A 14830-nucleotide genomic window follows, 5' to 3' on the forward strand; every position below is an offset into this window, starting at 1 on the left:
ATCAAAGAAATTTTTCTCGTTACCTTTGGCTCATGCTTGATATGCTGATGCTACTTTTAGCATATTTATACTACCAGCAAAAATCCTGTGAATTCTCTGAGTCTGTTTTTTAAGCATTTATCAATGCAAGATTTGACAATAATGATAAACTCTTGATTTTAAACAATTTGTCCTCCTTTAGAGGGGGTTATCAACTTTTTATCATTCACTTTTATATCGCAGGATACATGCTGGTCGTCACACCATTATCTAGTTTTGTCAACTTTAATCTGGAAATATTCAGCTATGTTTCCTAAATATTTGCTTTGTAATTGAATTTATATGGCTCCTTCGCCCTATTCTCAGAAAACACATACTTCGACCTCAAGAAGATGAAACCGCACAACGTTGTTGTACGGTCTTGAATTTAAACTAGAGTTGAGACTACTGCATGACAAAGTTAGATGGTAGCAATGTAAATAATGTGTATACAATTCTCTGCTTAACCTGTGTTAATTTTTATAACATTTTTAAATGTTAAGAAAGGATGCACCTTATGAGCGCGTAGGTGTAGCTCGCCCTTAGACATTGCTTAGTACGCTTAGTTGTGGATGTTGAAAAACTTTTTACCTTTTTTCATCTCGCCACAAAGCAATACCACCTAATAAACCAGTAATATTAGGGATGAGTTTTACATTTAAAGGTAGCTGGAAATTCACTCTTACAGCTTCACCACCGCCAATGTAAAGGTAATCATAATTGAACAGATGTTGTAAGGATGCGATCGCCTTTTCTAAACGCCTATTCCATCTTTTCTCACCAATTTTTTCTAACTCTGCACGCCCTAACTGCTGCTCAAAAGTCTCTCCTTTGCGAAACGGATGATGTCCCATTTCCATATTTGGTACTAGCTTACCGTCTACAAATAAAGCTGAACCAAACCCTGTACCGAGAGTAATCACCAGTTCTACACCTTTACCTGCGATCGCCCCAAACCCCTGCATGTCTGCATCATTAATCACCCGTACAGGCTTGTTTAAGTGTTTTAATAATGCTGTTTCCAAATCAAATCCAATCCAATCTGGATGTAAGTTTACCGCCGTTTCCGTGACTCCACATCGCACCACGCCAGGAAAACCCACCGAAACACGATGAAATTCACCTTGAGCCGCAGCCAACACAACAATTGCATTAATTACAACGTCTGGTGTAGCAGGTTGAGGTGTATCTAAACGCGCTCTTTCTGTTACAGGACTTCCTGTAATATCTAAAACCATAGCCTTAACGCCACTACCACCAATATCAACCGATAGGGTACGAATCGATCCATTTTCTTCAACCATTGAGTTACATCCTTGTTAGTGCTTGTTCTTTCGATATTATGCTCTGCTGCATCCGATCGGATTCGGATATTTGGAGAGTCTTTATATTGAGGGGAAAGTGGAGGAGATGAGTCATCTACTCAACTTAGCGCCAGCAAGATTTGAGCAACTTATGTCTTAAGATTAAAGAATCGTTCGTGGCTACCCTGCTCCTCACAAAGACGCTCCAGCCTGGAGAGTGCCAAGCCTATCGACAATCACAGTCTACTAGTAGTTCGCTTTCGTGACGAAAGCGGGGTAAAGGGGAAGGGGGAAGGGGGAAAGGTTTTAAATCCCTTACCCTTTCCCCTTTCCCCAGACCTCACAAGCGCATTTTTGGGTTGGCAGACTACTAGTCATGAGTCCTGAGTAGTATATCAACACATTAGACGCACGACAACATCTAGATTTGCTAATGTAGAGATAATGGAAATAGTACTGGCATAGCTACTTACAATCTATCGGGCAGCAAATTTCTATTAAAAGTAATAATAAGAGAAAGAATTATGACGGCGTTTGAACCTCACAGCATCCGCTCTTATAGCCAAGAAGATGTCCAACAAATTCTACACTTAGCGATCGCTCGTCAAGCTAATGACAAAAATACAGAATTTTCTTATGAGCAGATATTAGAAATTGCTGCTGAGTTAGAAATTTCACCTGATTCTTTAAAATTAGCCGAGCGCGACTGGTTAGTACAACAAGGTCAAGTCCAACAGCGAAAAGCTTTTGACGCTTACCGGATTAGAAGATTTCAGAAGCGCCTAGGGAATTATGCAATTTTTAATGGCTTTTTTATACTGTTAAATTTACTAACTGGTGGCGGAATTTCTTGGTCGCTGTACATTTTGCTATTCTGCGGATTACCTGTAGGACTGGATGTATGGAATACTTTTCAAATCAAAGGCGAAGAGTATGAAATAGCATTCCAGAAGTGGAGCCGTAATCATCAGATTAAGAAAACCATCAGCACAGTTTTAAATAAGTGGTTTAAGGCATTACAAGCTTAGTAGATTTGCTTGGCTAAGGTAACTCTCTGTAGACATCGGTAACTCAAAGAAAAACCCCGCAGGAGAAACGGGGTAATATTTACCGCTACCTACATTTGTTGTGTAACATCACTTAAATAAAATTTTAAGAAACACAGCAATTATTAGGATTAAAATTGATATTACCTGATTGACTAAAAGTATTCTTTCTATCTTTATACTGATATGAGGGTCTATCAATAGTCTGAAAAATGATTTTATCTACAAGTAGTTTTCAGATAATAGTAGGTGAAGTAGTTAACAATATTTTTGAGTTCTAAAAGATTAGATAAGCCAGATTATACCTAAATACGGTTTAGTTAAGGGTAAAAACCAAAAGTGGTGTAGCTTGGGTTTCGCTATTCCTCAACGCAACCTACTATTTTTCTTCACTGAACCGTATTGGGTTATACCTGGCTGGAAAACCGAGATTTATTCTTACAGCAAATAATAATAGACTGATATCACAATACCAATAGATATGAAACAGCATCTATAGGAAAAACGAGGAAGGCAAAAAAGTTATTGTGTTCATAGTCGTTTCTGATAAATACTAAATAACGTGTAAAATTTTACACGTTATTACTACAAGCGTTGGTGATTAAGATTCAAACCCTCTGGAAATCCCAATTATGGTATTTACTTAAGTTTTTCGTAAGCAGCTAAAATAATTTTTTCGGTTTCTTCCCAACTAATACATTTATCAGTTACAGAAACTCCATATTTTAATTCTTCTTTACCAGTAATTGGTTGACTACCTTCATATAAATGTGATTCCAGCATCATGCCAACTATTGATGTATTGCCATCTACTATTTGCTGAATAATATTTTCTAAAACAGCACCTTGTAATTTGTAATCTTTATTAGTATTTCCGTGGCTACAGTCGATAACAATTCTTGGTGGTAAATTCGCCTGTTTTAATTTATCTTCTACTAATTTGACATTTGCTGCATCAAAGTTGGGTTGACTACCACCTCTTAAAATTACGTGACCATAGCCATTCCCTTTAGTTTGAAAGACGCTGACTTGTCCGTTTTGATTAATTCCCAGAAAATTATGCGGGTTTCTAGCTGATTGTAGGGCATTCAAAGCTACTTGAATATTGCCATCAGTACCGTTTTTAAAACCCACAGGCATCGAAAGTCCACTTGCCATTTCACGGTGAGTTTGTGATTCGGTCGTGCGTGCCCCAATAGCAGACCATGTAATCAGTTCACTAATGTATTGAGGTATGATTGGATCTAGTGCTTCTGTACCCGCAGGTAATCCCAATTCTGTAATTTTTAATAACAGATCGCGTGCAATTAATAAACCATTCTCTACATGGAAAGAATCATCCATGTCTGGATCGTTAATTAATCCTTTCCAACCGACGGTTGTTCTTGGCTTTTCAAAGTATACACGCATTATTAGTAGCAGCTTATCCTTAACTTGCTCAGACAACGCTTTCAACCTTTCAGAATATTCGAGCGCTGCTTTTGGATCGTGGATTGAGCATGGGCCAACTACTATAAACTTTCTCCGATCCTGAAAATCCAGGATATCTTCTATTTCCTGTCTGTATGCTAAAACTCTTTGTTCGGCTAATTGTGTTAAAGGTAATTTTGATTTTATTTCATTGGGAGTTAATAAAATGCGATCGTTCTCAATGTTAGCGTTGTCGATATTAGTATTAAATAATTTGTTGTGCATGGGGATGCTTTGGCAATTTTATATACGCACTTCAACTCAAAAGTGTAACACAAACCAATGAAATTTTAAAATAGCTTATTTTGTGCTTGACAAATTTCTAATTACACTGTATTCGGGAAATGTAATAACTTAAAAAGGAGAGAATATTTCTCCCCTTTCTTTTTGCTATTGGATTACTGACTCAGTGTTAGTGTATATAATTACTGCCATACAAACACTTTGGCTTCGTATGGCCCTAAGTCAGTTAGTATACCATCATCACCAGATTCGACATCATAATTGCCTGTCCATTCATGCCATGTACCAGCACTCGGAAAGTTAGGAACATGATAGCCAGCTAGGAAGTTTTCTGAGAAATTTGCGATTACGACTACACGAGAACCTTCATCATTCCAACGAGTATAAGCTAATACTTTTGCCTCTGGATTTTCGTGGATAAAGTCAATATTTTCTGTGTAGAGAGCGTGATTACTTTTACGCAGGTTGGTTAAGCCTTTGTATGATTCAAATAAACTACGATTGAGATCGTTACCTAGCAGAGTCCAATCAATTTTTGATGATTCAGGTTGTTTGGGTTTGTACTCACCAAATTCCTCTCCCATCCAAATCAAAGGTACGCCAACAGCAGTCATTAGGATGGCTACTCCTAATTTAGCCCGTCTAAAGGCTTCTTCGTCAAAAATCTCACGGTTCCCCAATTCAACCATGACATGGTTATGGTCATGGTTGGTGAGGTAATTTACTACATTCGTAGCACCCAAGAAGCCTTGGCGTTTGCAGTCAATGACATCTTTGAGACGCTCTAAATCAAATGTATCACCGCAGATATGTTCTAGAATGCAGTGATAGAAACTATCATGCCAGCAACCATCCATTGGCCCGTCTACATTGGTAATGCTGGTAGTTTCAGGAATGTGTTCAGCAACGTTGTAAAAAGGCTTTGCACCAGCAGTTTTTTTGGCTTCTTGAACAATCCAGTGCATGAAGTCATAATTTGCAATTTGCCGTGCTGCATCATAGCGAATACCATCAAGATGATATTCTGATATCCAAAAACGGATTGCCTCACCAGTAAATTTCCAGGCTGGCTTAATATCTAATTTTTCGTCATAATGTTCATAATTAAACTCAGGCCCCCAGTTATTATCAGGGTCACGAGGTTCGTGATGATACCAATAATCGTGGTCAATTTGTGTTAGAGGAGCAGATGCTTCTGAGTGGTTATAAATACCGTCAAGAATTACACGAATTCCTCTGGCATGACACTCATCAATCAATTTTTTTAACTCAGCAGTAGAACCATAGCTTGATTCTGTTGCAAAGAAGTGGCGAGGATTATAACCCCAACTATAATCACCAGGATATTCTTTAAGTGGCATCAACTCAATAGCATTGATTCCTAGTTCACCCAAATAATCTAACTTTTCAATGACGTGTTTATACTTACCTCGTGCATAAGGATCATCCTCGCCGCCAGAAAAGTCACCAACGTGCAATTCATAAATTACTAATTCGTGGTCAGCAGGTAAAGGTTTATCATCATGTTGCCAGACATAAGTATCAGTAATTCTTTCACCATCTTTTACATGGATAACACTATCATCTTTTCCACTCAGTTCATCTATATCAGTTGCATAAGGGTCTGTAACATCAACCCATTGTTCTGGTTCAAAAAACCATGAATTTGACTGGATGCGAAATTTATATTGATAAGCGCCGTCTTCTAGTTCAACACTTGTGCGAAAATAACCATCATCACCTTTTTCCATTGGTATTTCTTGCCAATCAGAAAAAGAACCAATTAATGCGGCTCCCTTATTGTATGGTGCAAATAAATTAAATTCAATTGGCTTTGCCATAGAAGTGTTTGTAATATCAAGGGTTGATAGACGTATTCTCTGATGGTTAATTGAATTTACAAATCGGTCTAGAGAAATAATTATTTAACCAGCGCTTCTCTCTTGAGGATGAATTTATAAATATTTCGTAAAAATTACTATTTTTTGGCAATTTTTGACTGTTTATCGCATTTACTTTTTACCGATAAAACTACTAAAGCTAAAATGCTATTAATCAAGTTACAAAATTTATATAAATAAGTTAATGACTTTCTTATGATTTTTTTAAAATAGCAGATATTTAGTAAAAATAATATGTTTTTGTCTAAATATCTGCTGGATCAGATTATTCAATTTTGCCGTTAGTTTGTTGTAGATAACTTAAAAACCAATTAGCCGCCGTTGCTCTGCGAGTTTGCCGTGGCCCAAATTCACCAATTTTGTACCCTTTGAAACCCAGCTTTTCTTTTAGCATTTGTTTGTTTTCAGCAGGGATGGAACGAGTTAACTTCACTGTTGCTGGGCGAGATTCTATGAAATTTGGTGGTTGTGGGTACTCCTCTTGCCATTCTGGTGCAACTTGGCTAATGTCCCATTGTGCAGTTGAAGAATCATAGCGATAGCCTAAATAATGCCATAGCAACTGATTGACTGTGGTATCATCAAGTTTATCGTCAAGAATTGCCCAAATTGTTGCTGTATTGAGTGGTGGCAGGTTAGACATAAGCAATTCAAAATTCCAGGTTGAAAAACGGACTACTAATTAATTAAATTCACAACAATTAGCAGAGTAGTGAAAAATACTTTATCATTACTCTGCTACACTCCCAAATATAGGGATAATTGCGATCGCACCTTCAGGGCATAACGCTTAGAGGTAAAAACAGATTGTGTATACACAAACTAGGTAAACTGGAATCGTAAAGATTAGACCAGTTTATGCAGAATTCTACAGCACTGCCAAAGATCATCCGCGCCCATGTATTCATTTCTGGCCGAGTCCAAGGAGTGGGTTATCGCTATTCCACTGTCGATACGGCTAGGCAGTTGGGATTAACCGGTTGGGTGCGAAATCTCCCTGATAATCGAGTAGAGGCAGTTTTTGAAGGGGCGCGAGAGGTTGTAGATGATATGGTTCGCTGGTGTCACTCTGGGCCACCTGCTGCTGTGGTTAAAGATGTTGTGGTTGAGTATGAAGTACCGGAAGGGTTGCGGGGATTTGAAGTTAAGCGGGTTGAGTAGAGAGTTATATGGAAAACCTCTGCCAGCTCGCCGTGTATAAGCCTATTACATACAATTACTTAATCTACGGTTTTTTTGCTTGATTTTGGGAATTCTAAATCTAATCAGCTATAGAAACCGCAGATGTATATGACTCAATTTAATATACATGACTCAAGACAATGGCAATTTCTGCCCTTGGTAATGGGTCGCACTATTGTTATTTTTAGCAGCATTTTGTTATTTTCAGAATCAAATGTGGCGATTGCTAGACAGCAGCCGATAAATGTTGCACAGATGACGCAGACAAATTCGCCAGATGCGACTCTGGCTGTTGCTAAACTTGCATATCAAGAAGGGAAGCAACTATATCAGCAAGGAACAGCAGAATCTCTGTTAAAAGCGATCGCAAAATTTGAGCAAGCACTTTTACTATATCGTCAAGCGAGCGATCGCTCCAATGGGCAAAACCTAAGCTCCTTAGAAGCTGACACCCTCGTTTATATTGGCAAAATCTACTCAAATTTAGGAGAAAAGCAGAAGGCACTCGATTATTACAAGCAATCCTTACCTCTATTTGAACAAGTGGGGGACAAACAAGCCCAAGGTACTACGCTAAATAACATTGGCAAAATCTACTCAGAGTTAGCAGAAAAGCAAAAGGCGCTGGATTACTACAACCAATCCATATCCTTAAGGCGACAAGTGGGAGACAAAAATGGGGAAGCTATTAGTCTCAATAATATCGGCTCTGTCTACCATTTCCTCGGAGAAAAGCAAAAGGCGTTGGATTACTATAACCAATCGCTGTCTCTCAAACGACAGGTGGGAAACAAGGCAGGGATAGCGACTACTCTGAACAACATTGGCAAAGTCTACTTAGATTTAGGAGAGAAGCAAAAAGCACTCTCATACTTCAGCCAAGCCCTATCTTTATACCAACAGGCTAAAGACGCAGAGAAAGAAGGAATACCAACTGCTCTGAGCAATATTGGCACAGTTTATTTAGAGTTAGCAGAACAGCAAAAAGCACTCTCATACTTTAGCCAAGCCCTGATTTTATACCGACAGGCGGGAGACAAAGGAGGGATAGCAACTGCTCTAAACAATATTGGCAAAGCTTACTCAAATTTAGGAGAACACCAAAAGGCGCTAGATTATTACAGCCAATCTTTGCTGCTATATCAACAGACAGGGAACAAGGCAAGGGAAGCACGTACACTCTATAACATCGCTTTTGTTCAACACGACGCAGGCAATTTTCAGTCTGCCCTGACTCAGATAGAGAGAGTCATCAAAATTGTTGAAGACCTTCGTATCAAAATTGACTCTCAGGAACTCCGCACTTCCTATTTTGCCACAGTGCAGAATTATTATGAGTTTTATGTCGATTTGCTGATGCAGTTACACAAACAGCAACCATCTCAAGGATATGATGCTTTAGCACTGCAAGCCAGCGAACGCGCCCGCGCCCGCAGTCTTTTGGAACTACTTGCAGAAGCTAATGCTGATATTCGCCAAGGTGTAGAGCCAAAGTTACTTGCTCAAGAACATAAGTTGCAGCAACAACTCGATGTTTTAGAAAAACGTCGGATACAAGTATTAGGCGGTAAGCATACCGAAGCGCAGGTGCAAGCTTTAGAAGAAGACACCGAGGTACTTCTAGAACAGTATAAACAAGTCCAGGCAAAAATTCGTGCCACTAGTCCGCGTTATGCAGCGCTGACTCAACCTCAGCCTCTCTCACTCGTGCAAATTCAACAGCAAGTACTTGATGAAAACACTCTGCTTTTAGAATATTCCTTGGGGGAAAAGCGCAGTTATCTTTGGGCAGTTACTAATAAGAGTATCACCAGTTACGAACTACCCAAGCGTGCAGATATTGAAGCTACAGTGCAAAAGTTCCGTCAAGAAATCACTACCCCGTATCTAAAGCATAGTCCGTCTCTATATGTTCTATCTCAACAAATACTTGCACCAGTAGCCCAGCAACTGCAAAAGAAACGTTTAGCGATCGCCAGCGATGGTGCTTTGCAATATGTGCCATTTGCTGTCCTCACAACAGGTAGCAGTCGCAATTATGAACCATTACTGCTCAATCACGAAATCATTACTCTCCCTTCAGCGTCTACATTAGCTATCCTCAGAAGCGAACACAAAGGACGTAAATCTGCTCCTAAAACCCTAGTTGTATTGGCAGATCCGATTTTTAATAGTGATGATGAGCGTCTCCAAAAGAAAGCACAAGTATCTCGCCTACCTGCGCCAGAGAGCAATTTAGACAACCTGGCTTTAACCAGATCCGCCCAAGACTCAGACATTAGCTTTGAACGTCTGCGCTTTACACGTCAAGAAGCCGAGCAAATTCTTTCTCTTGTACCAATTAGCGATCGCAAGCAAGCTTTTGATTTTAACGCTAGTCGTACAACTGCAAGCAGCGAAAATTTGAGTCAATATCGCATCATCCATTTCGCTACGCATGGCATTCTCAACAGCAAGCATCCAGAATTATCAGGAGTGGTGTTATCGCTATTTGACGACAAGGGAATACCACAAAATGGCTTTTTGCGCTTGCACGATATCTTCAACCTCAACCTGCAAGCAGAACTGGTAGTACTCAGCGCCTGTAAAACCGGACTGGGAGAAGAAGTTAAGGGAGAAGGATTGGTAGGGTTAACCAGAGGGTTTATGTATGCAGGCAGCCCGCGAGTCGTAGTTAGCCTGTGGAGTGTAGATGACCAGGCAACATCTGAACTTATGAAGGTATTTTACAAAAAGATGCTGCAAGAAGGATTAAAGCCAGCAGCAGCTTTGCGGACAGCACAAATAGAAATATGGCGCACTCAAAAATATGCTGCACCCTATTACTGGGCACCTTTCACTCTACAAGGCGAATGGAAATAAAGAGGCAAGGGAGCAGGGGCTCAAATGGTAAAAAATGAGTACCTCAAGCAGTGGACAAGAATAGTGTCAGAGAAAATGCCAAATCTGTCGATACCGCAAGTGGTAGGACTGGCAACATGGAGTTTTGGCAATCTTGGTCAGATCGCAACTATTTAGTTCACACTTACAGTAGTTTTCAAATTAAGAGACTATACCACACCTTGCTCCTTGCCCTAGATGTAGTCTATACATTTAAAATTTGTTGCCAATTTCAATTATTTTTGTTTGTTGCAATCAATTTTTTAACTATTTTCTTAACTGTCTTATCTGTCATTGCATTTTGTTGGCGATGACGGCAGAATACAACGTGACAGCAAAAATTATTTGTCAGAAATGCAATTATCCCAATAGAGTTGATTCTTTTTAAGGAGAAAAATTAGTGAGTTCGTTAGAGCAAAAATATACCTATATCTTAACACAAGATAAAGATATTAAACTGTCTGGTAATCCTATTCAAACTGAAAAATTTTTTATTCAAAATACTCTCCGAGATGGAGGGAAAATCCGCTTCAAAATTCGTTATTCTGCCGAACTACAGGGTTTTTGCCTACTGGAAGTTTTTCTGCTCAAAGCACAGAACAGAACACAAACTGCTAGCATGACTATTCCCAACGGTGGCTCTACAGCTACTGTTCAAGAACAAGAACAAGAATTTAGTATTTGGGAGCCAGGAGATTATTACTTCTTTTTCAAAATGTCTTCTAATAATGGAATATTTTTTATCGAGGATTATCAACTTTATTGGTCAGCTAGTTAATTAGTTTAAAATCTTTTCCAGCCACCATCATTTAAAAATGTAGATAGTTCTTGGTGTTGCTAATTCAAGATAAAAAAGCTCACGCTCCAGATAAATTTGAGCAAAGAAAAACTCCGCCCATAATTTCGGTAAGCATCGAAGCGTGAGAGAAAATGTACCTGATAGTTTTTCAAGCACGTTTTTGCAATGAGTTATATTCAAATTCAGCAACACCTAGTTGTTTTTTAAAGTAAGCGCGGTAGAGTTGGCAACGCGGTAGGATGCTATCGCCTTCATAAGTGATTAATCCCAAGCTTTCGAGTTTATGAGCATCAATGGGATTCAAAGAAACGCTTTGCTTTGAGCTAACAACTTCAATATATGCCTTTACCAAACTGGAATTTTCTTGCAGAATTGCCCAGTGTCGCCATAAATGATAACGGTAGATACCACCGTTAGCGATCGCCTCATGTATTACTTCCTCTAAGGTGATTCCTTGACAGCATATATAATACAGAGCAATCCGAATTAGCGCTGGATGTCCCCCCACTAGAGACATCAGTTGCGTAACCTCGTTCTGAGAAGTCCAGTCTAGCCCATGCCGTTGGGCCAAATACTCTACTTGATGCTTAGTAAATTCTGGCAGACGGATCGGTAGTCCAATATTAAATGGGGAACGGTTGATATCTAGAGAGACGTAAACTTCTGTGGAATAAACCACCAGTAGCCTAAGCTTCTGCAAGTTAGCATCTTGTCGCGCTTCTTCATACCAAGAGCGTAACAAACCAAAGAACTCCTGAGCAATTTGAGGATATTCAAAAAAGTGGTCAACTTCATTTAACACTAAAACCACTGGACTTTTACTCTGCTTCAGTAAGTAGGATTGTAAGTATAAACTGCAACTTAACTTACAGCCTATTTCCTCATCCCAGTTTTCATCTAGCTTGGGGTCTATGCCTAATTCTGTTGCAATTTGCCAGCAAAAAGAACGCAAAAACTTGTTTAAGTCTGTCAGACAGGTTGCATCCATTTGCTTGCAATTCAGGTTCACAGCGCGATAACCTTGCATCTGGGCAAAAGCCAATAGCCGCAACACAAGAGACGTTTTTCCCATCTCTCTTGGCGCTCGAATTCGGATCACACAGCCTGGTTGAATTATTTCTCGATAAACTAGTTCTTCAATGGGAGGACGTTCGACATAGAAGGGGGAGTCTAGGGCTACTGGACCATCTGGGTATGACCAAAGATTTTCGAGTTGGTTATGGTGCTGGGTAACAAAGGATTCTAAGGATAAATGCGGAGATAATTTCTTTTCTCCGGTATCTAAACTCGACAATCGAGTTGGAGAGACTACAGTAGTATTCGGTTCACTCAAAATTGTGTAGTCTTCCCTGTGTAATTCTAGGTTAAAGGCGGTAAAGCACAATTTTAAGGTTTTTTGATCCACGCCTGTATTCAACGACCATAATCGGTTCAGGGTTTTGGTTGAAACATTCATGCGATCGCCTAAATCTTCTAGAGTGAAGTGATTGCCATTGTTTTGAACCTTTTCCATAGCCAGAATCGCAGCTTGTAAACGCTTCAATCCAGCGATCGTTAGGACAATTCCTCGCTTTCGCGTACTCTTAGATTGCTTCATATTGCTAATCATCTATCTGTTTTTTTCTTTACTGCCTTAACTATCTCCCCATTGTTTCATGTTTTAAAACAGTTATTCAACAGTTACTTAACTGTTATTAAAATGTTCAATTCTTGGTAAAAAAAGATACTTAATTATCTTATAAGATTTAGATAAGTGGGTATAAACAAACATAACTCTTTTCTTTCCACTACGGTAAGCTGCGATGCTTACACATCAAGTGTTTTTTACTACTTGCAAATAATAAATGACTTGCCTTAATAGTTCACTTTATTTATGCAAAGTGCCTAAATATTACTTAAAGTTATTTCTTATCTGGTATTGATCTGGATTTTAGAGTGCAATACTTCTCGGGTTTTGGGAAAAAGGGCAAGAAAAAACCTTTAACCCAAACCCGATTCCAAGTTAAAAATGCACAAAGCGAGAAGTATTGCTACGCCACCTGCGCTTCTCAAAATTAGCAATTTTTTTAGATGTAACACGCAGTAGGGGCGTACAGCTAGCTGTACGCCCCTACTAAAGACCTATATTTTATGCACCTGAAAAACGCTACAATCTTTTACCAGCAAGGGTAAGGGCGTTATCCAAGTATTAGAGTTCGTGATTTAAGGGCATTAGGGGGATTTAAAAGTGCCTAAAGTTACAGTGAAACACTTTTCAAACAATCTCTTAGCGTCGAACTTGGTTAGAGATATTTTTGCCTGTCTGTGCTGCACTGTTTCCTACATCATTAGCAGTGTCTTTAGCGCCCTTTACGTATCCACCTCCAAACTCTTTAAAGGCTTCTCCTGACTGTTGCCCAATCTTCTGAAGTCGTTCACCAGGAGAATCTTCGGTTTCACGAGCATCCTTAAACCATTGCCCTACTGTTTTCGGTCTTTCAGCATCATTTTGCTCTACCTGTTCGCGGACTCTCTCCTTTAAGCCTTTATCATTCTGCCCCTGCTCATAATTAACATTCGTTGTCAGCACTAGAAAACCAACTAGGACAACAGCCAAAAAACGTGTTACCTGAAGTCCTTTAAGTGCGGAACTGATGTTACCAATCTTTCTAGAAATCAAATTTATCATGCCAATTAGCTTGTTTTTTGAGTACAAATAAACATTAACTATAAAAGGGTAATTATCCTTCTAACAAAAGGCATATCTCAGTTATAAAAAAGAAATACTTTTTAAACCTTGGGGAGGAGGTGGTTCGCGAGATAAATAGATATTTGCATTCATTTATGTGCAAGAGCAACGAGCAATACTGCCTTTCCCTAGATATTTTACATAATAAGCGAGAGAGAGCCACTGCTGAATAAATTAAATTTTTATGAGAAATAAGATAAAGGGCTACACTTCACTATTATCAAGTATTGTCAATCTAATCAGTAAAATCATGATGCTAAAAAACTCCCACAATTCCAAGTGATTATAGCTTACAGAAACTCAGTGAATTTGGTTGATATTGCTATTCTGGAATCTGATTATTTTGGTATTTAAGTTTATTGAAAATTACCTCAAAATTACAACTAATAGTGGGATATTGCTTGAACCAATTAAGCCAATATCCTCAAGGCTAATTTGGAGGATAATATATCAATTAAACCTCATCTATGTTGAAATATAGAGTTTTTTAAAAGATATATTTATGTAGGTTGGGTGGAGTGAAATGCAACCCAAAATTACCACCTTATTTATGTTGAGTTACGCTATCGCTGCACCCAACTTACAAAACTACGGTTCTCAAGGTAGACGAGGTTTATATGGTGAAAAATCAACTAAAACTTTTAAATATCAGCCCTGAACTAGAAGACATTGCTAAACTAATCTATTTGCTCGATTTTGACACTAGTTATGCGGGAGAGATTGGCGTACTTTCTTTTGCTGCTACATAAAATTACGGCAAATCACTCCAAATCAGTTTGTGGTTGGCTATATTGCTCTATCCCATCCTGGCTCCTCAACAAACCAAAGCGATTTTCGTCAACCTGGCGAAAGGGTGAGAACTATGTAAAAAAGCTGATTTTTTTGGGCTAACGCTTTGAAGACCATTGGGAAGAACCAATTGACCGCGTGAGAAAACAGTTGGGATTACCATAAATCTCCATAATTCATCCTAAAAAAGTATTTAAATGCTCAATAACAGCTTTTTTAGGATTCTTACTCTTTGTTTATAAATCATGCTTAAGATTCCTTCGGCTGCCAAATGTAGCACTAAATACATTTTTAATGCTACATTTGGTTTTTAATACAGATATAGTTTAAAAAAACATATATCTGTAGTTATAAAAATTATCTATCTAAAGATATAGATAATTGACGGAAATTCCTAAATAGCTACCAATAACAATCAATAGTCACAAGACTTTTAGGTTAGAGATATTGTCTGACTGAGTGGATTTATA

Annotated in this window: 12 protein-coding genes; 6 read left to right on the top strand and 6 right to left on the bottom strand. The window is 38.7% G+C overall.

The genetic code is table 11. The features are described 5' to 3' along the window. Nucleotides 1-605: 605 nt before the first annotated feature. Complete coding sequence (locus ACFFRD_RS16265) at nucleotides 606-1322, bottom strand: ROK family protein (RefSeq protein WP_185581651.1); 717 nt, start codon at nucleotides 1320-1322, stop codon at nucleotides 606-608. Between the two features lie 524 nt (nucleotides 1323-1846). On the opposite strand from ACFFRD_RS16265, the gene ACFFRD_RS16270 reads away from it, so the two are divergent. After that, complete coding sequence (locus ACFFRD_RS16270; RefSeq protein ID WP_392482350.1) at nucleotides 1847-2350, top strand: 2TM domain-containing protein; 504 nt, start codon at nucleotides 1847-1849, stop codon at nucleotides 2348-2350. A gap of 657 nt (nucleotides 2351-3007) precedes the next feature. Here ACFFRD_RS16270 and ACFFRD_RS16275 read toward each other — a convergent pair. The 3 genes from ACFFRD_RS16275 to ACFFRD_RS16285 form a co-directional block, all read right to left on the bottom strand. Then, nucleotides 3008-4063: a 3-deoxy-7-phosphoheptulonate synthase gene (locus tag ACFFRD_RS16275; RefSeq protein ID WP_114085808.1), complete on the bottom strand. Its 1056-nt coding sequence runs from the start codon at nucleotides 4061-4063 to the stop codon at nucleotides 3008-3010. A 200-nt stretch (nucleotides 4064-4263) separates the two neighbouring features. Continuing rightward, the gene (locus ACFFRD_RS16280) at nucleotides 4264-5922 is read right to left on the bottom strand and encodes an alpha-amylase family glycosyl hydrolase (RefSeq protein WP_392482351.1); all 1659 of its coding nucleotides are present in this window, start codon (nucleotides 5920-5922) and stop codon (nucleotides 4264-4266) included. Between the two features lie 325 nt (nucleotides 5923-6247). Continuing rightward, nucleotides 6248-6625 carry a DUF1823 family protein gene (locus ACFFRD_RS16285; RefSeq protein ID WP_392482352.1) on the bottom strand — a complete coding sequence of 126 codons (378 nt, stop codon included), beginning with the start codon at nucleotides 6623-6625 and terminating at the stop codon, nucleotides 6248-6250. 215 nt (nucleotides 6626-6840) lie between these two features. Here ACFFRD_RS16285 and ACFFRD_RS16290 point away from each other — a divergent pair, with 215 nt between their 5' ends. The 4 genes from ACFFRD_RS16290 (at nucleotide 6841) to ACFFRD_RS16305 (ending at nucleotide 10822) form a co-directional block, all read left to right on the top strand. Next, the gene (locus ACFFRD_RS16290; protein WP_094347141.1) at nucleotides 6841-7143 is read left to right on the top strand and encodes an acylphosphatase; all 303 of its coding nucleotides are present in this window, start codon (nucleotides 6841-6843) and stop codon (nucleotides 7141-7143) included. 129 nt (nucleotides 7144-7272) lie between these two features. Continuing rightward, a complete protein-coding gene (locus ACFFRD_RS16295) occupies nucleotides 7273-10026 on the top strand; it encodes a CHAT domain-containing protein (RefSeq protein WP_392482354.1) in 2754 nt (917 codons plus the stop codon). 24 nt (nucleotides 10027-10050) lie between these two features. Continuing rightward, nucleotides 10051-10182, top strand: a complete 132-nt coding sequence (locus ACFFRD_RS16300) for a hypothetical protein (RefSeq protein ID WP_258551500.1) — start codon at nucleotides 10051-10053, stop codon at nucleotides 10180-10182. A 262-nt stretch (nucleotides 10183-10444) separates the two neighbouring features. Beyond that, nucleotides 10445-10822: a hypothetical protein gene (locus ACFFRD_RS16305; protein ID WP_392482355.1), complete on the top strand. Its 378-nt coding sequence runs from the start codon at nucleotides 10445-10447 to the stop codon at nucleotides 10820-10822. A gap of 169 nt (nucleotides 10823-10991) precedes the next feature. Here ACFFRD_RS16305 and ACFFRD_RS16310 read toward each other — a convergent pair whose 3' ends face one another. Both ACFFRD_RS16310 and ACFFRD_RS16315 read right to left on the bottom strand, forming a co-directional pair. Beyond that, nucleotides 10992-12440 carry an AAA-like domain-containing protein gene (locus ACFFRD_RS16310; protein WP_392482356.1) on the bottom strand — a complete coding sequence of 483 codons (1449 nt, stop codon included), beginning with the start codon at nucleotides 12438-12440 and terminating at the stop codon, nucleotides 10992-10994. Nucleotides 12441-13109: 669 nt separating this feature from the next. Next, complete coding sequence (locus ACFFRD_RS16315; RefSeq protein ID WP_392482357.1) at nucleotides 13110-13511, bottom strand: hypothetical protein; 402 nt, start codon at nucleotides 13509-13511, stop codon at nucleotides 13110-13112. A 583-nt stretch (nucleotides 13512-14094) separates the two neighbouring features. Between ACFFRD_RS16315 and ACFFRD_RS16320 the strand changes: the two genes are divergently transcribed. Continuing rightward, entirely contained in the window at nucleotides 14095-14229 is a 135-nt protein-coding gene (locus ACFFRD_RS16320) for a hypothetical protein (RefSeq protein WP_392482358.1), read from the top strand. Nucleotides 14230-14830 lie beyond the last annotated feature (601 nt).

Source organism: Nostoc sp. C110, from assembly GCF_043099725.1.
Lineage (GTDB): Bacteria > Cyanobacteriota > Cyanobacteriia > Cyanobacteriales > Nostocaceae > Nostoc > Nostoc muscorum_A.